General features: G+C 63.9%; 21 protein-coding genes and 1 rRNA gene. 14 read left to right on the top strand and 8 right to left on the bottom strand.

Features of this window, described 5'->3' with window-relative positions:
- Positions 1-78 (top strand): 5S ribosomal RNA (rrf, locus tag AB4Z38_RS16810); the annotation flags it as partial.
- Positions 79-281: 203 nt separating this feature from the next.
- Here the strand turns inward: rrf and AB4Z38_RS16805 are convergent.
- From AB4Z38_RS16805 to AB4Z38_RS16795, 3 genes are read right to left on the bottom strand one after another with little or no spacing between them, the layout of a single operon-like run.
- Positions 282-1,115 carry an alpha/beta fold hydrolase gene (locus AB4Z38_RS16805; RefSeq protein WP_441430756.1) on the bottom strand — a complete coding sequence of 278 codons (834 nt, stop codon included), beginning with the start codon at positions 1,113-1,115 and terminating at the stop codon, positions 282-284.
- 31 nt (positions 1,116-1,146) lie between these two features.
- On the bottom strand, positions 1,147-2,001 hold the full coding sequence (locus AB4Z38_RS16800) for an alpha/beta fold hydrolase (RefSeq protein WP_441430755.1): 855 nt from the start codon (positions 1,999-2,001) through the stop codon (positions 1,147-1,149).
- A 9-nt stretch (positions 2,002-2,010) separates the two neighbouring features.
- Entirely contained in the window at positions 2,011-2,898 is an 888-nt protein-coding gene (locus AB4Z38_RS16795) for an alpha/beta fold hydrolase (protein WP_441430754.1), read from the bottom strand.
- Between the two features lie 77 nt (positions 2,899-2,975).
- On the opposite strand from AB4Z38_RS16795, the gene lysS reads away from it, so the two are divergent.
- The 9 genes from lysS (at position 2,976) to dhaM (ending at position 13,726) form a co-directional block, all read left to right on the top strand.
- Positions 2,976-4,502, top strand: a complete 1,527-nt coding sequence (gene lysS, locus AB4Z38_RS16790) for a lysine--tRNA ligase (protein WP_441430753.1) — start codon at positions 2,976-2,978, stop codon at positions 4,500-4,502.
- Positions 4,503-4,504: 2 nt separating this feature from the next.
- A complete protein-coding gene (locus AB4Z38_RS16785) occupies positions 4,505-4,681 on the top strand; it encodes a hypothetical protein (protein ID WP_364542182.1) in 177 nt (58 codons plus the stop codon).
- Between the two features lie 151 nt (positions 4,682-4,832).
- Positions 4,833-5,159, top strand: a complete 327-nt coding sequence (locus AB4Z38_RS16780) for a histone-like nucleoid-structuring protein Lsr2 (protein ID WP_441430752.1) — start codon at positions 4,833-4,835, stop codon at positions 5,157-5,159.
- 376 nt (positions 5,160-5,535) lie between these two features.
- Positions 5,536-8,028 (top strand): ATP-dependent Clp protease ATP-binding subunit, encoded by a 2,493-nt coding sequence (locus AB4Z38_RS16775; RefSeq protein ID WP_284980636.1) that lies wholly within the window; start codon positions 5,536-5,538, stop codon positions 8,026-8,028.
- A 220-nt stretch (positions 8,029-8,248) separates the two neighbouring features.
- Positions 8,249-10,351 (top strand): alpha/beta fold hydrolase, encoded by a 2,103-nt coding sequence (locus AB4Z38_RS16770; protein ID WP_441430751.1) that lies wholly within the window; start codon positions 8,249-8,251, stop codon positions 10,349-10,351.
- 28 nt (positions 10,352-10,379) lie between these two features.
- Positions 10,380-10,889: an amino-acid N-acetyltransferase gene (locus AB4Z38_RS16765; protein WP_284980634.1), complete on the top strand. Its 510-nt coding sequence runs from the start codon at positions 10,380-10,382 to the stop codon at positions 10,887-10,889.
- Positions 10,890-11,379: 490 nt separating this feature from the next.
- Positions 11,380-12,381, top strand: coding sequence for a dihydroxyacetone kinase subunit DhaK (dhaK, locus tag AB4Z38_RS16760; protein ID WP_441430750.1), 1,002 nt, complete (start codon positions 11,380-11,382; stop codon positions 12,379-12,381).
- Positions 12,382-12,383: 2 nt separating this feature from the next.
- The gene (gene dhaL, locus AB4Z38_RS16755) at positions 12,384-13,034 is read left to right on the top strand and encodes a dihydroxyacetone kinase subunit DhaL (RefSeq protein ID WP_441430749.1); all 651 of its coding nucleotides are present in this window, start codon (positions 12,384-12,386) and stop codon (positions 13,032-13,034) included.
- A complete protein-coding gene (dhaM, locus tag AB4Z38_RS16750) occupies positions 13,031-13,726 on the top strand; it encodes a dihydroxyacetone kinase phosphoryl donor subunit DhaM (protein WP_441430748.1) in 696 nt (231 codons plus the stop codon). Before dhaL ends, dhaM begins: the two co-directional genes overlap by 4 nt.
- Before the next feature lie 89 nt (positions 13,727-13,815).
- Here the strand turns inward: dhaM and AB4Z38_RS16745 are convergent, their stop codons facing one another.
- Positions 13,816-14,199, bottom strand: coding sequence for a hypothetical protein (locus AB4Z38_RS16745; protein ID WP_441430747.1), 384 nt, complete (start codon positions 14,197-14,199; stop codon positions 13,816-13,818).
- 82 nt (positions 14,200-14,281) lie between these two features.
- Here AB4Z38_RS16745 and AB4Z38_RS16740 point away from each other — a divergent pair, with 82 nt between their 5' ends.
- Together AB4Z38_RS16740 and AB4Z38_RS16735 are read left to right on the top strand one after the other, a co-directional pair.
- Positions 14,282-14,470: a hypothetical protein gene (locus AB4Z38_RS16740; RefSeq protein ID WP_441430746.1), complete on the top strand. Its 189-nt coding sequence runs from the start codon at positions 14,282-14,284 to the stop codon at positions 14,468-14,470.
- 28 nt (positions 14,471-14,498) lie between these two features.
- On the top strand, positions 14,499-15,215 hold the full coding sequence (locus tag AB4Z38_RS16735) for a class I SAM-dependent methyltransferase (RefSeq protein WP_441430745.1): 717 nt from the start codon (positions 14,499-14,501) through the stop codon (positions 15,213-15,215).
- Positions 15,216-15,251: 36 nt separating this feature from the next.
- Here the strand turns inward: AB4Z38_RS16735 and AB4Z38_RS16730 are convergent, their stop codons facing one another.
- Positions 15,252-16,220, bottom strand: a complete 969-nt coding sequence (locus tag AB4Z38_RS16730) for an A/G-specific adenine glycosylase (protein ID WP_441430744.1) — start codon at positions 16,218-16,220, stop codon at positions 15,252-15,254.
- A 160-nt stretch (positions 16,221-16,380) separates the two neighbouring features.
- Between AB4Z38_RS16730 and AB4Z38_RS16725 the strand changes: the two genes are divergently transcribed.
- Complete coding sequence (locus AB4Z38_RS16725; RefSeq protein WP_441430743.1) at positions 16,381-17,100, top strand: hypothetical protein; 720 nt, start codon at positions 16,381-16,383, stop codon at positions 17,098-17,100.
- On the opposite strand, the gene disA is transcribed toward AB4Z38_RS16725, so the two are convergent.
- Together disA and AB4Z38_RS16715 are read right to left on the bottom strand one after the other, a co-directional pair.
- Positions 17,097-18,173 (bottom strand): DNA integrity scanning diadenylate cyclase DisA, encoded by a 1,077-nt coding sequence (gene disA / locus AB4Z38_RS16720; protein ID WP_284980626.1) that lies wholly within the window; start codon positions 18,171-18,173, stop codon positions 17,097-17,099. The genes AB4Z38_RS16725 and disA overlap by 4 nt on opposite strands.
- A 234-nt stretch (positions 18,174-18,407) precedes the next feature.
- Positions 18,408-18,692, bottom strand: coding sequence for a hypothetical protein (locus tag AB4Z38_RS16715; protein ID WP_441430742.1), 285 nt, complete (start codon positions 18,690-18,692; stop codon positions 18,408-18,410).
- 338 nt (positions 18,693-19,030) lie between these two features.
- Between AB4Z38_RS16715 and AB4Z38_RS16710 the strand changes: the two genes are divergently transcribed.
- On the top strand, positions 19,031-20,644 hold the full coding sequence (locus AB4Z38_RS16710; protein ID WP_284980624.1) for a peptide chain release factor 3: 1,614 nt from the start codon (positions 19,031-19,033) through the stop codon (positions 20,642-20,644).
- Positions 20,645-20,695: 51 nt separating this feature from the next.
- On the opposite strand, the gene AB4Z38_RS16705 is transcribed toward AB4Z38_RS16710, so the two are convergent.
- Positions 20,696-21,319: a Pr6Pr family membrane protein gene (locus AB4Z38_RS16705; RefSeq protein WP_441430741.1), complete on the bottom strand. Its 624-nt coding sequence runs from the start codon at positions 21,317-21,319 to the stop codon at positions 20,696-20,698.
- Positions 21,320-21,375: the final 56 nt, after the last annotated feature.

Raw genomic sequence — 21,375 nt, 5'->3', positions numbered from 1 at the left:
CCGAACCCGGAAGCTAAGACCCACAGCGCCGATGGTACTGCACCCGGGAGGGTGTGGGAGAGTAGGACACCGCCGGACAACCATTAACGGTCCAGGCCCCGACACCACATGTCGGGGCCTGACCCATTTAACACCCCAGATGTGAGCGGGCGTCCGGCCGGGACACGGCATAAGCGAGCGGGCGTCCCGCCGGAACCCGCTATAGGTGAGCGGGCGTCCCGCCGGGACCGCCCAGACCTGAGCCGGCGTCCGCCCAGGACCCGGTATATGTGAGCCGGCGTTTAGCCGGAGAAGAAGTCGGCGAGCTCGGCGATGAGCTTGTCCGGTGCGCGGATCACTCCGTCATGGCCGTGACCGGGCAGGATGGTGTAGCTCGATCCGGACAGGACGTCGTGGATCTGGCCACACGCCACCCCGAAGTAGGCAGGGCTTTTTTCCCCGACCACAATGAGCGTCTCCAGCGGCAGCTCAAGGAACGGCTCGGCGGGCATGTCCGCGGCGATGACTGCCTTGATCTCACGCACGCCGGCCTGCATGAGCTCACGCATCTGCTTGCCCATAGGGGTGCCCGAGGTCAGCTTGGTAACGAGTGTCAGCATGGACAGCGGCATCCGCGCGAAGGCGCCCTCCGTTTCGACGCCCTTCACGAGCACGGCGAGCCCGCGGTCAAAGTCTCCAGCCGCCGTCGCGCGCTCGTATTCGCTCGTCCACTCTGCCTTCACGCTGTGGTTGACGGAGACTGCGGGGTCGTAGACCGCCAGGCGTTCCACCGGCAGCGTGCGTGCCGCGTGCAGGGCCACTGCGCCTCCGAAGCTGTGGCCGAAGACATCGGTGCTGGCCGTGTGCTTCATGACTTCGGAAAGATCCCGGATGTCGACGTCGAGGGTGTAGTCCTCGGGCTGGGGCGATGATTCACCACGGCCGCGGCGGTTGAAGGTGTGGACCGGGCGGCCAAGGGCAGCACTGAGTTTCTGGGCAAACTTGGAGTAGTCCGCGGCGGTCACCATGGAGGCGGGCACGACGACGACGCCTGAGCCGCCAGCGGCAAGCTCACCGCCCGTCGTGAACAGCTCGAGGGTTCCGCCGTCGGCCGTTGTGATGTTCTCGCGCGTCATGCTTCGAGCCTAACCGAGCCGCAGGGTTCCGTCAGTCCTTGAAATAGCTGGAAAGGTCCATGACAAGTTCCTTGACCGCGGCAGGAATGGATCCGTGGAAGCCTTTTGGCGATACCACCAGCGTGCTTCCGGGGACAGCTGCGTACAGCCGCTCTGCAGTGACCTTGTAGTATTCGGGGCTTTTGCTCCCCACCATGAACCTTGTGCTTCGGGGGAGGACGGAGAAGTCCCGGGGGCGCGCATCCTCGTGGTAGGCGGCTTTGAGTTCGGCCACGCCGGTTGGCATGAGTCCGCTGAGGACCTTGTTGACCTTCGTGTGGGAAACGAGGGCCATCAGTCCGGCCAAGATGGGCTCGGGGATTCGCGCCAAGGCGGTGCCAGGCTGCATGCCCCTTTTCATCCTTGCCATGGCACGCCCCACGTTTCCGCTATCCACGGATTGGGCAAAGCCGTCCAGCCAGCCCGTGTCCACGCTCCCGTCGATGTTCACGGCGGCGTCGTACACAGCAAGTTTGTCCGGCTCGTAGCTTGTCCCCGCAAACTCCTGAACGGCGTTCAGTGCCACGGATCCACCAAGGCTGTGGCCAAGGAGGTTCCTGGCGCCTGTGGCGTCCATGATGCTGCGGACGTCCGCAATCTCTGTGGCCATGGAGTAGTTCGCGGGTAGTTCCGTCGAGCTGCCGCGACCCCTGCGGTCGTAGACATCGACTGCCCAGCCCTCGCCGAGTCCGTTGGATAGCGCCATGGAAAAAGGCCGGTAGATGAGCGCGGTCAGGAATGCGCCGCCAATGAGCACCACGCGGCGCTCTCCCGGGGCGTCCACCGTGCCGTAACTGTACAAGGCAAGCTTGCCGCCGTCGGGCGTCGGGACCTCACGTTCTCTCACCGCTTCATCCTAGGGGGACGGCGCCTTCGCCGTCCCTTTGGCCAGGTAGCGGGCAATTCTCACAGCGAGCTGTTTCCCCGGCCGGAGGGGACCCTCGTGGAACTGCAGCGGGACTACCGCGAAGTCCACCAACGGAATGGCAGCCGCAAGCTGCCGGCCTGTTTCGGCAAAGTACGCCGGACTCCACCCCCCACTGAGCATCAGGGTTGGCGTTTTCAACTCCGTATAGTCTTGGATATGCGAGTCAGCGTCGATGATAGCGCGCATCTCCAACACCGCCGTCGGCAGCAGTTCCCTCATCTCGGATCCCAACCTCGTCTTGGCCGAGAGGATGCTGATCACCCGCAGCGCCCCGAGTGGCAAATAGGAAATCGGGCCCGCCGTGCCCAGACCCTGGACTAAATGCGCCCATGCGTTGTCGAGCTGACCCGCGGTGACGGCCTCTTCCAATTGCGGCCGCCAGCGCCCGTTCAAGTTGCCGGAGAGGGAAACCGCGGCGTCGTAGGTGACGAGGCGGGAAACGGGTGTGCGCAGCGCCGCCTGGAGCGCGACGAATCCGCCATAGCTGTGCCCGACGACGTCGGTGGATCCGCTCGCCTCCATGACGGAAAGCAAGTCGTTGGTCTCCGTCGCGGCGGAGTAGTCGGGCGGCTGCGGTGCCGATCGGCCGCGGCCGCGCCGGTTGTAGGAATGCACAGGCCGGCCGAGCAGGACGCTCAGGTTCCGGGCGAATGGCCAGTAAAGCGAATCAGTCACCAAGGTGCCGTGCACAAGCACGACGCCGGACTCCTCCGCAGCGTTCGAAGCGCCGGGAATGGACACCTCGGCCGCCGGCCGGAACGAGTGCACCTCGAGGTGGCCGCCGTCGTCGTCCGTTTCAACTGTCCATGTCTCCACAGCCCGAGTCTATGTTGCCGCAGGGGCGGGAGGGGAAGATAGGGAACTCTAAGGAATCCCCGGTAAACTTGTGGATTGTGACTTCCGCAAACACCCCATCCCCGCACACCGCCGAGCCCGCCGACGCCAGCGAGCAGATGCGTATCCGCATGGAAAAGCGCAGCAAGCTGATTGAGCGCGGCACCGAGGCCTACCCGGTGGGTGTTGAGCGGACACATTCCCTTGCCGAGATCCGCGAGAAGTACGCCCATCTCCAGGCTGACGAAACCACCGGCGATATCGTGGGCATCACTGGCCGCGTCGTGTTCGTGCGCAACACCGGCAAGCTCTGCTTCGCCACCCTCCAGGAGGGCGGTGTAGACGGGAAGGGCGTGCGCCTGCAAGCGATGCTCAGCCTGGCGAACGTCGGCGAGGAAACCCTTGCCGACTGGAAAGCGCTGGTAGACCTCGGAGACCACGTATTCATCAAGGGTGAAGTCATTTCCTCCAGGCGTGGCGAGCTGTCCGTCATGGCCGACTCCTGGTCCATGGCCTCCAAGGCTTTGCGCCCGTTGCCTGTGCTGCACGCCGAACTGAATGAGGAAACCCGTGTCAGGCAGCGTTATGTGGACCTCATGGTCCGTGACGAAGCCCGGGAAATGGTCTACACCCGCGCAGCGATTACCCGCTCGGTTCGCGACACCCTGGACCGCCGCGGCTATGTGGAGGTGGAGACCCCCATCCTGCAACTCGTCCACGGTGGTGCCACGGCCCGCCCGTTCGAGACCCACATGAATGCCTTCGACCAGAAGATGACCCTGCGTATCGCCACCGAGCTCTTCCTCAAGCGCGCCGTGGTGGGCGGAATCGACCGCGTCTATGACATGGGCCGCGTCTTCCGCAACGAAGGCGTCGACTCCACGCACAGCCCCGAATTCACCACGTTGGAATGCTACGAGGCGTGGGCGGACCAGTTCGTCATGGCCGAGCGCATGAAGGAAATCATCCTGAACGTCGCCGACGTCGTGGGCACCCGCACCATCCAGACTGACGCCGGAGAGATCGACCTCGACGGCGAATGGGCCTGGGTTGCCGTCTATCCGGGCCTCTCCGAGGCGATCGGCGAAGAGATCACTCCGGACACCACGGTGGCGGAACTGCAGGCGATTGCCGCCAAGCACGAGGTCAAGGTGGATCCCAAGTGGGACGCCGAAAAGCTTGTAGTAGAACTATTCGGCGAGATCGTCGAACCCACCCTGCTCAACCCGACCTTTGTCTACAACTACCCTCCCTCCGCGCAGCCCCTTGCCCGCCCGCATCGGGAGGACGGCCGCCTGATCGAGGCCTGGGACCTCATCATTGGCGGCATGGAACGCGGCACGGCCTTCTCCGAGCTGATCGACCCCGTCATCCAGCGCGAACGCCTTACGGAGCAGTCGCGTCGTTCGGCCGCCGGCGATGTCGAAGCCATGCATCTGGATGAAGACTTCCTGCGCGCCCTTGAGTACGGTGCTCCGCCCATGGGCGGCATCGGCCTAGGCATCGACCGCTTGGTCATGCTGTTCACCGGAGCAGGCATCCGGGAAACCATCCTGTTCCCACTCCTCAAGCCCGAAGGGCACTGACCATGGAATACATTGCCGTTCTTGCACCGTCCGTCGTTGTCGGACTTCTCTTTTGGTTTGCCATGAAGGCTATCTTCAACGCGGACAAATCAGAGCGCCAAGCAGAAGCCCGCGCCCAGGAAGAAGCCGGATTCGGAATTGCCAAGCCGGCGGCCGACGGCTCAAAGCCTGCCAAATAGCTCTTTCTCGGGGACGCTCCCGAAGATTTAATAGCCTCTTTGAGGATGCCTTTGACGGAGCCTTTGACGGGGTGCCCTGCGCTGGACGATAATCTTTAATTAGTAGTCTAGCTATTCTGCATATCCGACCCCTCCAAAAGAGAGTCTTTTCATGGCACAGAAAGTCAAAATTATCCTCGTTGACGACATGGATGAGGGCTCTGCGGATGAAACTGTCCGCTTTGGCCTTGATGGAGTCAGTTACGAAATGGACCTGTCCAGTGCCAACGCTGCGAAGCTGCGGGACGCTCTTGGGCCATTTGTAGCTAAGGCGCGCAAGACATCGACCGGCCGTGCAACGCGTAGCCGCGTTGCCGCAGGGAGAAACCAGGACTCAGCACAGATCCGTCAATGGGCGCGCGAGAACGGTTATACCGTAAACAGCCGTGGCCGCATTCAGGCCGAAATTCAGGAAGCCTACCAGAAGGCCAATTCCTGACACCAAGTATCAATACCCCGGCCCTACGGCCGGGGTATTGCCATTTAACCGCCCGGTTCGCCGGGATAACGATGTAGTTTGACAGTATGCCTCCACTATTCTTCGGAAGGCTTGGAGCCGACTGGGCGTATCCGGCAAGCAGTCACCACGTTTGCCGGGAAGAACGACGGGGGCCGGCCGGCTCGTGGGGTGTCGGCGGAAGCGCGGCGTGATCGTGGAGGCCGTGGACTCGGTCTCCTCCGTGATCCCGAGGTCCACGGACGAGTTGAGTGAACCTATTCCCGGTGCGGCCATGTTTCCCCTGTGGCGAACACGCCCCAAAAGTCCAGCGTTGCCACGTAGCATCAAAGTACGTCGTAGCTAGGAGTGTGGCGAAATGTTTGAGAGATTTACGGACCGTGCCCGTCGCGTTGTTGTGCTTGCCCAAGAAGAGGCACGCATGCTCAACCACAACTACATCGGTACCGAGCACATCCTCTTGGGTCTGATCCACGAGGGTGAAGGCGTTGCCGCCAAGGCGCTTGAGTCCCTGAGCATTTCGCTCGATGGCGTCCGCGAGCAGGTACAGGAGATCATCGGCCAGGGCCAGCAAGCCCCGTCCGGCCACATCCCCTTCACCCCGCGCGCCAAGAAGGTGCTTGAGCTTTCGCTCCGCGAAGCCCTGCAGCTCGGCCACAACTACATCGGTACCGAGCACATCCTGCTCGGCCTCATCCGCGAGGGTGAAGGCGTTGCCGCGCAGGTCCTTGTCAAGCTCGGCGCCGACCTCAACCGCGTCCGCCAGCAGGTCATCCAGCTGCTTTCCGGCTACCAGGGCAAGGAAACGGCGGGTCCAGGCTCAGGTCCGGGCCAACAGGAGGGCACCCCGGCCGGTTCGGTGGTGCTGGACCAGTTCGGCCGCAACCTTACCCAGGCTGCGCGGGAAAACAAGCTTGATCCTGTGATCGGCCGCGAGCTGGAGATGGAACGCGTCATGCAGGTCCTCTCCCGCCGGACCAAGAACAACCCCGTGCTGATCGGCGAGCCCGGCGTCGGCAAGACCGCCGTCGTCGAAGGCCTCGCCCAGGCGATTGTCCGCGGAGACGTCCCGGAGACCATCAAGGACAAGCAGCTCTACACGCTTGACCTCGGTTCCCTCGTGGCCGGTTCCCGGTACCGTGGTGACTTTGAAGAGCGCCTGAAGAAGGTCCTCAAGGAAATCCGGACCCGTGGCGACATCATCCTCTTCATCGACGAGATCCACACGCTCGTGGGTGCCGGCGCTGCAGAGGGTGCCATCGATGCCGCGTCCATCCTCAAGCCGATGCTGGCGCGTGGTGAACTCCAGACCATTGGGGCCACCACCCTGGATGAGTACCGCAAGCACATTGAGAAAGACGCCGCCTTGGAGCGCCGCTTCCAGCCGATCCAGGTCAAGGAGCCTTCCGTCGCGCACGCGATCGAGATCCTCAAGGGCCTGCGTGACCGTTACGAGGCGCACCACCGGGTGACCATCACCGACGGCGCCCTTGCCTCTGCTGCAACGCTGGCCGAACGCTACATCTCGGACCGCTTCCTGCCGGACAAGGCGATCGACCTGATCGACGAAGCAGGTGCACGTCTTCGCATCCGCCGCATGACGGCCCCGCCGGAGCTCAAAGCCATGGATGAGCGCATTGCCGAAGTGAAGATGGAGAAGGAATCGGCCATCGACGCGCAGGACTTCGAAGGCGCCGCCTCGCTGCGCGACAAGGAGCAGAAGCTCATTGCCGAGCGTGCCGAGAAGGAACGCAACTGGAAGTCCGGCGGCATGGACGATATTTCCGAGGTGGACGAGGAGCTGATTGCCGAAGTTCTCGCGAACTCCACCGGCATCCCGGTCTTCAAACTCACCGAGGAAGAATCCAGCCGTCTCCTCAAGATGGAAGACGAGCTGCACAAGCGCGTCGTCGGCCAGGACGAGGCCATCCGTGCCCTCTCCCAGGCGATCCGTCGTACACGTGCAGGCCTGAAGGACCCGAAGCGTCCGGGTGGCTCGTTCATCTTCGCCGGCCCTACCGGCGTCGGCAAGACCGAGCTCGCCAAGGCGCTGGCGGAATTCCTCTTCGGTGAAGAGGATGCCCTCATCACGCTGGACATGTCCGAGTACTCCGAGAAGCACACGGTTTCGCGGCTCTTCGGTGCCCCTCCGGGCTACGTCGGCTACGAAGAAGGCGGGCAGCTGACCGAGAAGGTCCGCCGTCGTCCGTTCTCCGTGGTGCTGTTCGACGAAGTGGAGAAGGCCCACGCCGATCTCTTCAACTCGCTGCTGCAGATCCTCGAGGACGGCCGCCTGACCGACTCCCAGGGCCGCGTGGTGGACTTCAAGAACACGGTGATCATCATGACCACCAACCTGGGCACCCGTGACATCTCCAAGAGCGTCGCAACGGGCTTCCAGTCCGGCACGGACACGACCACCGGTTACAACCGGATGCGGGCCCGGGTCACGGAGGAGCTCAAGCAGCACTTCCGCCCCGAGTTCCTCAACCGCGTTGACGATGTTGTGGTGTTCCCGCAGCTCACGCAGGACGAGATCATCGAGATCGTGGACCTGTTCGTCACGCGCCTTGAGGGCCGGCTCAAGGACAAGGACATGGGCATCGAGCTCACCACGGCCGCCAAGGTCCTCCTGGCGACCAGAGGGTACGACCCTGCCATGGGTGCCCGGCCGCTGCGCCGCACCATCCAGCGCGAGATCGAGGACCAGCTCTCCGAGAAGATCCTCTTCGGCGAGCTGCACCCGGGTGACATCGTGGTGGTCGACGTGGACGGCGAAGGCGACGACGCCAAGTTCACCTTCGCTGGCAACGCCAAGCCGCGCATCCCGGAAATCGCTCCGAGCGCCTAGGTTCCGGTTCCGCCAGGTTCCGAGTCAAAGGCCCCGCCCGCTCCCGAAAGGAGAGGGCGGGGCTTTTGCGTTAACCCGACCCAAGTAGATCGCATTTGTTGTCGTTTTGAGCGGCCATAACGTCAACAAGTGCGAGCCAGTTGGGTGGCTATCTGAAATAGGTGTTTCACTCTTAGTGGATCTTTTGTGATCTGGGGCACATTGCGTGTTGAATCAGAGCATGGATTCGCATGCCTCAGAGACCCCGAGCACACAACCAGAAACTCCTTTCCACGATCTCGACCACTACCTGGCCATCCCCAGGGTCGGCGGCCTGGCTCTCAGCACGGACGGAAGCCGCCTGGTCACTACGGTTTCCACCCTCAACGCAAAGGGCACTGAGTACGTCACTGCCCTTTGGGAGCTTGATCCTGCGGGAAGGAAGCACGCCCGCCGCATCACACGCAGCGCCAAGGGAGAAACCGGGGCGGTGTTTGCCGCCAACGGTGACCTCTACTTCACCTCGGCCCGGCCCGATCCGGACAGCCCCGAAGCGGATCCCGTGAGCGCGTTGTGGCTCCTGCCCGCCGACGGCGGTGAGGCCCGGGTGGTGCACTCCCGCGCGGGCGGAGTCGGGGGCGTCATGACCGCGTCAGCCGCGGATGCGACTTTCGTGACAGCCTCGGTCCTTGCCGGTTCCACCGATGAGGAAAATGACGAAGAGCGGCGCAAGAGCCGCAAAGACAACAAGGTAGCGGCCATTCTGCATACCGGCTACCCGGTCCGTTACTGGGACGCAGATCTGGGGCCGGCGCAGCCCAGGCTGTTCGCCGTGGAAAACGGAGATACCGCTGAGTCAGGCAAACCCGCGACCGTGGACGCTACCGCACCCCTGAAACTGCGCAATCTGACGCCCGACGTCGGCGGCAACCTCCGCAACACCCACGCGGTGGTCAGCCCGGACGGCAAGACGATCTATACGGGCATGGCCAAGCCGCTCGCGAAGGCTGACACGCGATTTGTGCTCGCCGCCGTCGATGTCGCTTCCGGCTCGGTCAAGGTGCTCCTTGACCATGAGGGAATGAGCTATTTTCCGGGGCCGGTCAGCCCTGACAGCAAGATGCTCTCTGTAGTCAGCGAAAGCGACAGTACCCCCGGGCAGGCACCCAAGGTCAAACTCCACCTCTTGAACGTCGGGGCGGGAGAAACCCTTGACCTCGAACCGCTAGCGCCCGCTTGGGACCGCTGGGGCAGCCCCGCGGCCTGGCTTCCGGACGGGCGTTCGCTCCTCGTCACAGCCGACGACGACGGGGCGACGCCGGTCTTCCGGGTCGCCGTCGCCGACGGTACGGTCACCCGGGTGACGCAGGACGCGGCGGCGTACACCGACGTCGTGGTTTCCCCCGACGGGTTGAGCGCGTTTGCGCTGCGCAGCTCGTATGAATTCCCGGCGGAAGCCGTCCGGATCGAGCTAGCCTCGGGTGAGGTCGAGCGGCTCCCAGCGCCAGCTGAGCGCCCCAGGATCAAAGGCTCGTTGGAACGCGTGGAGGCAAGCGCGGCTGATGGTTCGAGGGTTCCGGCTTACCTCGCGCTCCCGGCAGGCGCGTCCGAGGCGAATCCGGCGCCCTTGCTGTTGTGGATCCACGGCGGGCCGTTGAGCTCGTGGAATGCCTGGACCTGGCGATGGAATCCATGGCTGCTCGTGTCGAAGGGGTATGCGGTGCTTCTGCCGGACCCGGCGCTGTCCACCGGGTATGGCCAGCAATTCATCCAGCGCGGCTGGGGTGAATGGGGCAAGGCGCCATTTACGGACCTCATGTCCATCACCGACGCAGTGGTCCAGCGGTCCGACATTGACCAGACGCGGACAGCCGCCATGGGCGGGTCATTCGGCGGATACACGGCCAACTGGATGGCCGGGCAAACGGACCGTTTCAAGGCGATCGTGACGCACGCCAGCTTGTGGGCCATGGACCAGTTCGGGCCCACAACGGACGCTTCGCAGTATTGGCTCAAGGAAATGACCGCAGAGATGGCAATGGACAACTCGCCCCATCTCCATGTCGCGAAAATCAAGACGCCCATGCTGGTGATCCACGGTGACAAGGACTACCGCGTGCCGATCGGCGAGGGCCTGAGGCTCTGGTACGAACTTCTTTCCAGTTCCGGGCTGCCTGCCGATGAGAACGGTGAGACCCAGCACCGCTTCCTGTACTTCCCTGACGAGAATCATTGGATCCTGCAGCCGCAGCACGCCAAGGTCTGGTACGGAGTCGTGGAGCACTTCCTGGCCAAGCAGGTACTTGGACGGGAAGTTCCTGTTCTTGAGGACCTGGGGCTTTAGGCGCCTTTCGCCTCGTAAGATTGGGGCTGTGACTTCGACGTTCAGTATCCGCCCTGCCCGCACCGGCGATGTTTCCGCGATCAAGAGGCTTGTAGCGCCACTGGCAGAGCAGCGAATCCTGATGGCCAAAGAGACCGTGGCCTACTACGAGAGCCTTCAGGAGTTCCGGATTGCCGAATCGTCCGACGGCGAGGTGATCGGTTGCGGCGCCTTGCACGTCATGTGGGAGGATCTGGCCGAGGTACGCACTTTGGCGGCGGACGACAACTGGCGGGGCAAGGGCGTGGGCCACGTCCTCGTCCAGCAACTCCTGGAGGACGCTCGCGCGTTGGGCGTTGCGCGGGTCTTCTGCCTGACGTTCGAAGTGGACTTCTTCAAACGCCACGGATTCGAAGTCATGGCAGACCAGACCGCCGTCGACCCCCAGGTCTATTCGGAATTGCTGCGTTCCCATGACGAAGGCGTGGCCGAGTTCCTCGATCTGGCCCGGGTGAAGCCCAATACCCTGGGCAACACCCGCATGATCAAAGTCCTTTAGCTCCGGTTCTTCTCCTCGGTTCCTGGATGTGCCGCTCCTCAAGTCTTTACGTATATCAACTTGATGGATAAACTATTCAAGGCTCGGTTGCGGCGAGCCAACCATACTGTGGAGGCGAGAAATGAAGTACCACGTTATGTTTCCGGACTTTTCAGGTTTCCAGATTGAGATGCCGCGGCCTGGCTCCACGCCGGAGTCGCGCAAGCAGGGAACGGGGGGTTGCATGCGGTCCGCGTGCACGGATCCCTGGCCGGACTCGATGGCCAAGGACGCAACAGCCCAGGACTTCAGCATCGCTCGTTTGACGGCGGGCGGGCCGCCGCACTGACCGGGCGCATGCCGGAAGGTTTTTCAGAAGGGACAGCCATTGGGGGCTGTCCCTTCTGCGTTTCCGGGTTCCGGACTTTCCGCATGCGGACCATTCCCCTACCGTGCCCGGGGCGCTGGTAGTAGGGTCAAATCACCTACCAGCAACCCCCAGGAGCGCGCCATGAAAAAGCTCATCAACGATCCCCGCTCGGTGGTGGACGAGTCTGTCGAGGGTTTCGGCATGGCCCATGCCGATCTCGTGGACGTCCATACGGACCCCATCTTCGTCGTTCGAAAAGGAGCGCCCGTAGCCGGCAAAGTGGCGCTTGTGTCGGGAGGGGGGAGCGGCCATGAGCCGCTTCATGCCGGCTTTGTGGGGCACGGAATGCTCGACGCCGCGGTGCCGGGTGCCGTCTTCACCTCGCCCACGCCTGACCAGATCATTCCGGCCACCGCGGCAGTCGATTCAGGGGCCGGCGTCATACACATCGTGAAGAACTACACCGGTGACGTGCTGAACTTCGAGACCGCGGCAGAGATGGCCCAAGCTGAAGGAATCAGCGTCCGCTCGGTTCTCGTCAACGACGACGTCGCCGTGGAGGATTCGCTGTATACGGCAGGCCGTCGCGGCGTGGGTGGCACCGTGCTGGTCGAAAAGATTGCCGGCGCCGCGGCCGAGCGTGGGGATTCCCTCGAGGCTGTCGCGGGGGTAGCGGAAGGAGTCGTCCGCAACGTGCGCACGATGGGCGTTGCCTTGTCCGGCTGCACCGTGCCGCATGCCGGAGTACCCAGCTTCGAGCTTGCTGACGACGAAATCGAAATCGGCATAGGCATTCACGGTGAACCCGGCAGGCACCGGATCGCCATGGAGGACGCCGACGCCATCACCAGCCGCCTCTTGGACCCGGTCCTGGAGGACCTCGGGATCAAGGCCGGTGAAGAAGTGCTGCTCTTCGTCAACGGCATGGGTGGTACGCCCCTCAGTGAGCTGTACATTGTCTACCGCCGGGCGGCCCAGATCCTCGCTGAAAGAGGAGCCAAAGTGGAACGCTCACTGGTGGGCAACTACGTCACATCGCTTGAGATGCAGGGCTGCTCCATCTCGGTGCTGCGGCTCGATGACGAACTGACCGCACTCTGGGACGCGCCCGTCCACACTCCAGCCCTGCGTTGGGGGATGTGACAGTGGGCCTGGGGGTCGAATGGGCGGTCCAATGGTTGACACTTTCCGCTCGGCTCATGTCTGAGCACCGGGAGGAATTGATTGCCTTGGACCGTGCTATTGGCGACTCGGACCACGGCGAAAACATGGACCGGGGATTCCGGGCCGTCATGGAGAAACTTGCCCAGACTCCACCGGAGACACCCGGCGCAGCCCTGAAGCTGGCCGCGATGGCCCTGATGTCCAAGGTGGGCGGGGCAGCCGGACCGCTGTATGGAACCGCATATCTTCGGGCGGCCACGGCGCTGGGAGAAAGCGCGGACGTTGATGCAGCGGCGCTCGCCGGAGCACTGACTGCGGCACGGGACGGAATCGTTGCCAGGGGCAAGGCGGAGCTGGGCGACAAAACCATGGTGGATGCTTGGTCTCCGGCTGTGCAAGCGGCGGACGAGGTCCTGGTGGCCGGTGGAGATGCGGTGGCGGTGCTGGCTGCGGCGGCCGAGGCTGCCGAGGTTGGGGCCGTAACGACTGATCCGTTGGTAGCCCGCAAGGGTCGCGCCAGTTACCTCGGTGAACGCAGCGCCGGTCACCGCGATCCCGGGGCTGCGTCTTCTGCCCTGTTGTTGCGCGCAGCCGCTACCGCTGCGGGATTCCCCGAAGGGGCCGCTGAATGACGGTGGGCTTGGTGGTGGTATCGCACAGCCGGAAGATCGCGGAAGGTGCGGTGGAATTGGCCGCGCAGATGGCCCCCGATGTGAGGTTCTACGCCGTCGGCGGCACGGGTGATGGCCGGATTGGCACGGACCTCGAGAAAACGATTGCCGCATTCGAGGCGGGACTTGGGGAGGCTGCAGGGGATGGCGTGGTGGTCCTGATGGATCTTGGTTCCGCGGTCATGACGGCAGAATCAGCGGCCGAGTTCTGCAGCGAGCCGGACAAAGTCCTCCTTGCCGACGCTCCCCTGGTGGAGGGCCTCGTTGCCGCCGCGGTGGCCACCCAGGGTGGCGCCTTGGGGGCCGCGGTGAAGGCCGCCGCGGAGACGGTTCGATTTGGTCCGGAGCCCGCTTTTGAGGCCGCGGGATCCGCTGAATTCCAAGGCAGGGGCGAACCTGCGGAAAGCGGTGAGTTCGAGCTCGTAAACCCCATGGGAATGCACGCCAGGCCAGCTGCGAAAATCGCGGGCGGACTCGCCGGCCTGGACGTCGAGGCAACCGTAAACGGCGTCGATGGCACCTCCATTATGGAACTCATGAGCCTCGCAGTGGGCAAGGGTGGCAAGCTCAGGGTCGAGGCTTGGGGGAAAGATTCATCGAAAGCCGTGGACTACGTCAGGCGGCTGGTGGAACAGGGATTCGGCGAGATCTGACGCTGCGGCGGTATTTGGCGCGGCGCCAAAATGGGGCCGCACCGAGATTTGACCACGCGCCAAGAGGTCGCCGCACGCGGCCTTTGGGCTCAGGACTGCCGCAGACCGTGGGCATCGAGCAAGAGGCTTGCCGTGATGGTGGTCTGGCACTGCTCGCCCCATGGTTTGGCGCTTATGGGCGTGAAGTTGAGTGTCCTGACCGGCAAGGTCCCGCCGTTTGTGTCCGCGCCGGTCACTTCGGCATCTATGGGCGAGGACGTTAGCGTTCCCATGTTCAGGAAGCCGTAGCGGGTGCCGTCCGGCGACGCGACGGCAGAGCAGGACCCGTCGTGGTCAGGGCCGCAGCTTTGAGGTACCGCCACGCTGCCCGGGCGCAAATCCAAGTCGGCCTCGCGGCATTTCCCGTCCTGGCATGCCTTCAAATGAACGGTCTTGACCGTTGGCGCGTAATCTGCCGTGATTGTCAGGGACACCACGGGGGCCATCGCAATTGCCGGACAAGCGGTGACTTGAGGTTCGCATCCCGACCAGAGCGCCGCCGTCGTGGTCAATGCAATGGCGGCCCACAACCTGCGCATACTTGAGAATAATCCCGGCGCCGGGGCCCGGAACGGGATGCCTGCAACTGGCAGGCACATCGTTACCGACATCTACGGATCGTTGCCGCTCCGCGACCTCAAAGCCAAGTCACGGGCCAAGTCATGGGCCGGGTTCGGCAGGGTTTCTGCTGAGCGCAGGGAATAAGCCGGTCGCAAAGAATAGGGTTCTTTCCATGACTCAACCGTCGGATGTGAATGCCACCCGCGCCGCCTACAACACGGTAGCTGCCGATTACGCTGAACTCCTTCGCCACGAACTCGAAACCAAACCTTTTGACCGGGCCATGCTCGGCACCTTTGCCGAGCTCGTGCAGTCCTCTGGAGGCGGGACGGTTGCCGACCTCGGTTGCGGGCCTGGGCGGCTCACGGCGCACCTGCATTCCCTTGGCTTGGCGGCTTTCGGCGTCGACCTGTCGCCGGAGATGGTGGCAGTAGCCCGCAGGGACCACCCCGGACTGCGGTTTGATGAAGGGTCGATGGAGGCCCTGGAGTTGGCGGACGGCACCTTGGGTGGCATCGTCGCTTGGTATTCGATCATCCATACGCCGCCGGCCCGCTTGCCGGGGGTGTTCGCCGAATTCCATCGGACGCTCCTGGAGGGCGGCTTGCTGCTGCTCGCGTTCCAGGCAGGCGACGAGCCCAGGCACCTGGGCTTCGCGTATGGCCACGAGATCGACCTCGACGCCTACCGCTTGCCACCTGAACGCATCACGGAACTCCTCCTTCAAGCCGGCTTTGTTGTCGAAGCGCAGCTTCTCCGCGAACCGGACGACAAGTACGAGAAAACCCGGCAGGCGTATCTTTTAGCCCGGAAGCCAGCCCGCAAGCCAGCCCGCAAGCCAGCCCGCAAGCCAGCCCGGAAGCCAGCCCGCAAACCGGCCACGTCGTGAAGGAAGCACCGTAGCGGAACGAGAGCAAACGGAAGCCTAGGCCGGGAGCCGCAGTCCGCCGTCGTGCATCTCAGCCAAGCCGTCCCGCAGGAGCCCCTCGAGAGCCCGTTCCAGCTGTTCCGGGGCCGAATTCAAGCGATGCAGGGCAGCCAGCGGGACGGCAGCGCCATCGGCGGCGAAACCGAGGTCGGCCGCGGGGCGCTCGAACAGTTCAGGGGCTACCGGCGATTCGGCTACGCGCAATACGGCCATGACGGCACCCCGCAGCTGCCGGTCTGTGCCGTGCCACGCCTGGCCTTTGGGCGTGTACGTCGGCGGCGGTTCACCTGCGGCAAGCCACGCGCAGGAATCGCGGACGGGGCAGTCCGGGCACTTGGGGGAGCGGGCGGTGCACACCAGCGCTCCGAGTTCCATGACGGAAGCGTTCCAGCGGACGGAGAGCTTGACGTCGTCGGGCATGAGGGATTCGGCGAGGCGCATCTCCGACGCGGTGAGCGACGGCGCCGGGAGTGCAAGTCCCGAAACGAGCCGGGCATGGACTCGCCGGATGTTCGTGTCCACCACGGTTTCGCGGCGCCCGAATGCAAAAGCCGCCACGGCCGCTGCCGTATAGTCGCCGACGCCGGGAAGGCTCAACAGCGATGCGTGCGTGTCCGGCACCCTGCCGCCATGCTGTTCCACGATCGCGACGGCGGCCGCGTGGAGCCTGAGCGCGCGGCGGGGATAACCGAGCCTGCCCCAATGTCGCACGGCCTCGCCCGCAGGTTGCTTTGCGAGATCCGCAGGTTCCGGCCAGCGTGCCATCCAGTCCTCCCACACCGGCAGGACGCGAACTACCGGAGTCTGCTGCAGCATTACCTCGCTGACCAGGATTCCCCACGGGCTGCAGTCCGGTGATCTCCATGGCAATACGCGGGCCACCTCGGAGAACCAGCGGTCCATGGACTGGTGCAGGTCCGTGAGGTGATGGGTGCCGGCAAGTTCAGCGGCGCCTGGCAGTGACATGGAGATCCTCGCTGCGGTTCGTGGCAGGCCCTGTTGGCGGCCGATTCCTGCCATCCACTGTAGTGGAGTCGCGGGGATGACATAGGTCATACTGGCTCCGATCAGGCCTCGGCGGCGTGGTGTGGCGCCATCCAGGCCCTGCGTTGCCTAGCCTAGAAGCATGGTCAACAAGGGCAAGCAACCGCCGAGGGCGCGCACGTCGCCGTCGGCAAAAAGCCCTGCCCGGACCGCAGGCGCAAACCGTTCGGCGAATGGGGTCCGGCCCCAAAGGCGACGGACGAGCCCTGCCGTTTACCGGCGTCGGAGGCTGGTTGTTTTCGGTGCCCTCCTCGTGGTCCTGGCGATGCTCGTGGCCGGGGTCGTTGCCATGAGTTCATCCCTTGCAGGCAAGGCTGATCCCGGCGCACCCGAGACCCAGGCAGTCGGAGCCGCTCCTGCAAGCCAGGCCCCTTCGACGGATCCCATCGCGGCCACCACAACGCCCACGGCTACGCCGGTCTGCGACCTCAATCTGGTGACGGTAACGGCGTCCACGGACCAGCCTGCCTATGCGGCCGGGCAGAACCCCGTGCTGAGCATGAAGATCACCAACGGCGGAGCAGCACCGTGCCAGGTCAACGTCGGCACGTCCCAGATGGAATTCCTGGTGATGAGCGGCGAGGACCGGATTTTCTCCTCCAAGGACTGCCAAGCGAAAGGCGATGACCTCGTGAAGCAGATCGATCCGGGCAAGAGCGAGATCGCCAACTTCCCGTGGCAACGTAACCGGACGACGGAGGGCTGTGGGGTAATCTCGGCCAAGCCGGCCACCGGTACGTACACCTTCAAGGCCGTACTGGGAAACAAGGCGAGCACCAAAACGGTCTTCCAGCTGGGCTAGAGGAACCTGTCCAGCAGGCTGGCTTCGGCCATGCGGCTGAGCCCTTCGCGGACGGTTCGGGCACGCTGGTCGCCGATGCCGTCCACGGTCATGAGATCGTCGATAGTGGCGGCCATGAGGTGCTGGAGTCCACCGAAGTGCTCCACCAAACGGTCGGCCACGGCTTTCGGAACCGACTTCAGCCCGGACAAGAGGCGGTAGCCGCGCGGCTGCACACCGGCGTCGAGCACGTCCATGCCCCCGGCGAATCCGATGATCCCGGCGATCTTGCCCAGATCAATCAGCTCTGCCGGGCCAAGATCCAGAAGGGCCTGCACCGCGCCGTCGATGTCCTCCGGCGAGGCGTCGGCGCCGGCGTAGTCGCGGATGATCACGTCGCTGCCCGGGCCGCGGCCGGTGGTGAGCTCCTCCAACTGCAGCGAGAGCAACCTGCCGTCCTCACCCAGCTCCAAGACGTACTGTGCGATTTCCTCGGCAATGCGCCGGACCATTTCCTGGCGCTGAAGGGTGACAGCTACATCCCGGACCGTGACCATGGCTTCGATTTCGAGGGCCGACAGGGCACTGGTGACCTGGTCCAGGCGGGCGCTGTAGCGTTCGAGGGTTGCGAGAGCCTGGTTGGCGCGGGCGAGGACTTTCTCTGAGCCCTCCAGCACGTGTCGCAGGCCGTTGACGTAGAGGGCGATGATCTGCATGGACTGGCTGACCGAAATCACCGGAACTCCGGTCTGGATGGCCACGCGCTCGGCCGTCCTGTGACGCGTTCCTGATTCCTGGGTCTCGATGCTGGAGTCCGGCACAAGTTGTACTGCGGCACGAAGGATGTTCCCGGCGTCCTTGTCGCAAATGATGGCGCCGTCCATCTTCGCGAGCTCACGGAGCCTCGTGGGGGAGAAATCGATGCCGATTTCAAAGCCGCCAGAGCAGATTGACTCGATGGTCCGGTCCGTTCCCAGCACAATGAGGGCGCCAGTGCGCCCACGGAGGATGCGTTCCAGGCCGTCGCGCAGCGGTGTTCCGGGGGCCACCCTGCCCAGAGTCGCCTTGAGCGATTCTTCGGGGCTCCGAGCCATAGGTGTTCCCTTCAAAGGTGCAGGCAGGCGCGCCCGCAAGTATGCCGGTTTTCAGCACTGAGACGACGGGATCAAAATGCCAGGTTTCCCGCAAGCTCAATGATAGAGGTATAGACCGGCAAGAACCGCACAGGCAAGCCTTAAAGTGCCCCAAAGAAGGTTATGTGGCGGGTGCTTCGAAACGCGTTCGACGGCGGCCGCCGCACCGCCACTTTCAGCTCGGTTCCCGGGCCCTCAGGGAGCCGTCCGAAGGCGCGCGAGTCGCTCAAGGTCGCGTCGCACACTCTGCAGCGCGGCTTCCCGGGCCGCGGCACTTCCGGTGTCCGGATGCGTTTGCCTCGCAGGAACGTGGGTTCCACCTGTGCTGGCGTCCGGACGGTGTCCTTGCGGGGGCCAACTCCTGGGCGCGGCGGAGTTCGCTTCCGTGAACCCCGCGGGGTTCGCCGCGAAGTTCGCGGCCGGGTTCGCAACGGGGGAGGGGCCGAGGGGATCGTAGAACAAGTCATTCCCTGGTTTCATTGATGCCCTGTTCCTTTCATGCCGTCGTCGGCTGCTCGGGTGTTTTCCTGGCGGATGGCTCCAATCCGGGCTGGACGTGTCCGCCATTGATTCAAACTATCGGCAGGTGATTTCGGAGGTTTGTGCACCTCGTTTCGATCCTGTTAAGCGCTGGCCTTGGGACGCTGCCTCCGGCGTGGTCCCGGGCTGCGATAAACTTGGTATCTTGGCTGGCGCGCAAATCGTGCCGCTCCCTGAGTTGGCCCCCGGCCGGCACAGGGCCCGTATCCAGCCTCCATTCCACGTTCGGCCCGTCGTTACAGTGCGGGCAACGCCCAGATCGCAGCGAAAGTAGCACCGTGTCCCAAGAAGTCCTGAGCCCCGCCCGAGTCCAGGAAATTCACCACGAGGCCTCCCGGCGTCGGACTTTCGCGGTCATTTCGCACCCTGACGCCGGCAAGTCCACGCTCACGGAAGCCCTTGCCCTGCACGCCAAGGTCATCGGCACCGCCGGTGCGTCGAGCGGCAAGGCCAACCGCAAGGAAACTGTTTCCGACTGGATGCAGATGGAAAAGGACCGCGGTATTTCCATCAGCTCCGCGGCATTGCAGTTCTCCTACCGGGACACCGTGATCAACCTGCTGGACACCCCTGGCCACGCCGACTTCTCCGAGGACACCTACCGCGTCCTGGCCGCCGTCGACTGCGCAGTGATGCTGGTGGACGCCGCGAAGGGCCTGGAAACGCAGACCATGAAGCTCTTCGAGGTCTGCAAGCAGCGGAACCTGCCCATCATCACGGTCATCAACAAATGGGACCGCCCGGGCCTGGACGCCCTCGCGCTGATGGACGAGATCACGGAACGCACCGGACTCCAGCCCATGCCCTTGACGTGGGCCGTGGGCATTTCGGGCGACTTCCGTGGAGTCTGGGACCTGCGCAACGACCGCTTCGCACGGTTCGCGCGCAACAATGCCGGCGCCAACATCGCCATCACCGAGTACTTCACTCCGGAAGAAGCAGCCGAGACCCAGGGCAACAACTGGAGCGACGCCGTCGATGAAGCCGGACTCGTGATCGAATCAAACCTTGAGTTCAACGTGGAGAGCTTCCACGCCGGAACGGCGACACCCATTCTCTTCAGCTCGGCGGCCTTGAACTTCGGCGTCAAGGAGATCTTGGACGCCCTGGTGGACTTCGCGCCTCCGGCTGCACCCCGCCCGGACATCGACGGCGAGCCGCGTTCCGTTGATGCTCCCTTCGCCGGGTTCGTCTTCAAGGTCCAGGCCGGCATGAACAAGGCCCACCGCGACCACGTTGCGTTCATCCGTGTGTGCTCCGGGGTCTTTGAGCGCGGCATGGTGGTCACGCAGACACGCACCGGCAAGTCCTTCGCCACCAAGTACGCCCAGCAGGTGTTCGGGCGCGAACGTGAAGTCATCGACGAGGCCTACCCCGGCGACGTCGTTGGTTTGGTCAACGCGTCCTCACTCCGCGTAGGGGACAGCCTGTTCCTGGACGAACCGGTGGAATTCCCCGCCATTCCGCTCTTTGCCCCCGAGCATTTCCAGGTGGCCAGGTCCCAGGACCCCAGCCGCTTCAAGCAGTTCCGCCGCGGCATCGAGCAGCTTGAGCACGAAGGCGTCATCCAGGTGCTCCGTTCCGACGTCCGGGGCGACCAGGCACCCGTGCTCGCGGCTGTAGGTCCCATGCAGTTCGAAGTAGTCGAGGACCGCATGGCCCACGACTTCAACGCCCCGATGCGCTTGGAGCGCCTCCCGTACTCGATGGCGAGGATCTCGACGGCGGAGGCCATGCCGGCGCTCGCCAACGTCCCGGGCGCTGAGGTGCTGCTGAGGTCCGACGGCGAATACCTCGCGTTGTTCAACGACGTCTGGGCTCTGCGCCGGATCGAGAAGAACCACCCGAAGCTGACGCTGGTCCCGATCGGCACGCACAACCCGGCGAAATAGTCCTCTAACGGCGAAGTAATCCCCCAGTGGGCGACGTGGGCTTGGGGGCGGTCAGTAGCTCACTTGGCGTTCGAGCTTGTTTCCCAGTCCGAGCATGGCGAGGCTCACCACGAGGAATCCCACGGAGATCGCTACTGCGAAAACCGCCACTCCACCCCAACCGCCTGCGCGCATGGGGTCGATGAACCAATAGGCGTACCAGTTTACGAAAGAGCCGCGGATCAGGCTGTAGACGAGGTACGCAACCGGGTAGAGCAGCCAGTACCAGAGGTGCTTGACGGTCAACCTGGAGCGCGGAGGCTGGAACAGCCAATCGGCCACCATGACAACCGGCATGAGGTAATGGACGACGAAGTTGACCCAGGGGAGCAAGGAGCCGAGGTCCTGTCCCGCGAGGAGTGCGCCGAAGACGAGTCCCACCACGGCCATGGCGATCGTCGCAGTGCCCCGGGTGGCGTCGTCGAGCTCGCTGGGCCGCTTGCCAACCAGCACCCGGTAGCCGCTGATCAACAGCACCACCGACGCGAAGATGTTGGACAGATTGGTGAAGTAGCTGAAGAAGTTCCACGGATCGAAGCCCAGGCCGATGTGGATCGCGAGCTGCGTCCCGACGGCTGCAAGTGTCAAGAGCGCAAAGAAGAGGCGTCCCCCAATGAGCACATTTCTTTTTGTCATGGGGATAATCTTCCGGTGGACGGGACTAAGCCCGCGCCCGACACTCCGAGGCCAAC

It is taken from the genome of Arthrobacter sp. 2RAF6 (assembly GCF_052115205.1).
GTDB lineage: Bacteria > Actinomycetota > Actinomycetes > Actinomycetales > Micrococcaceae > Arthrobacter.
This window is presented reverse-complemented; position numbering and strand designations above follow the sequence as displayed.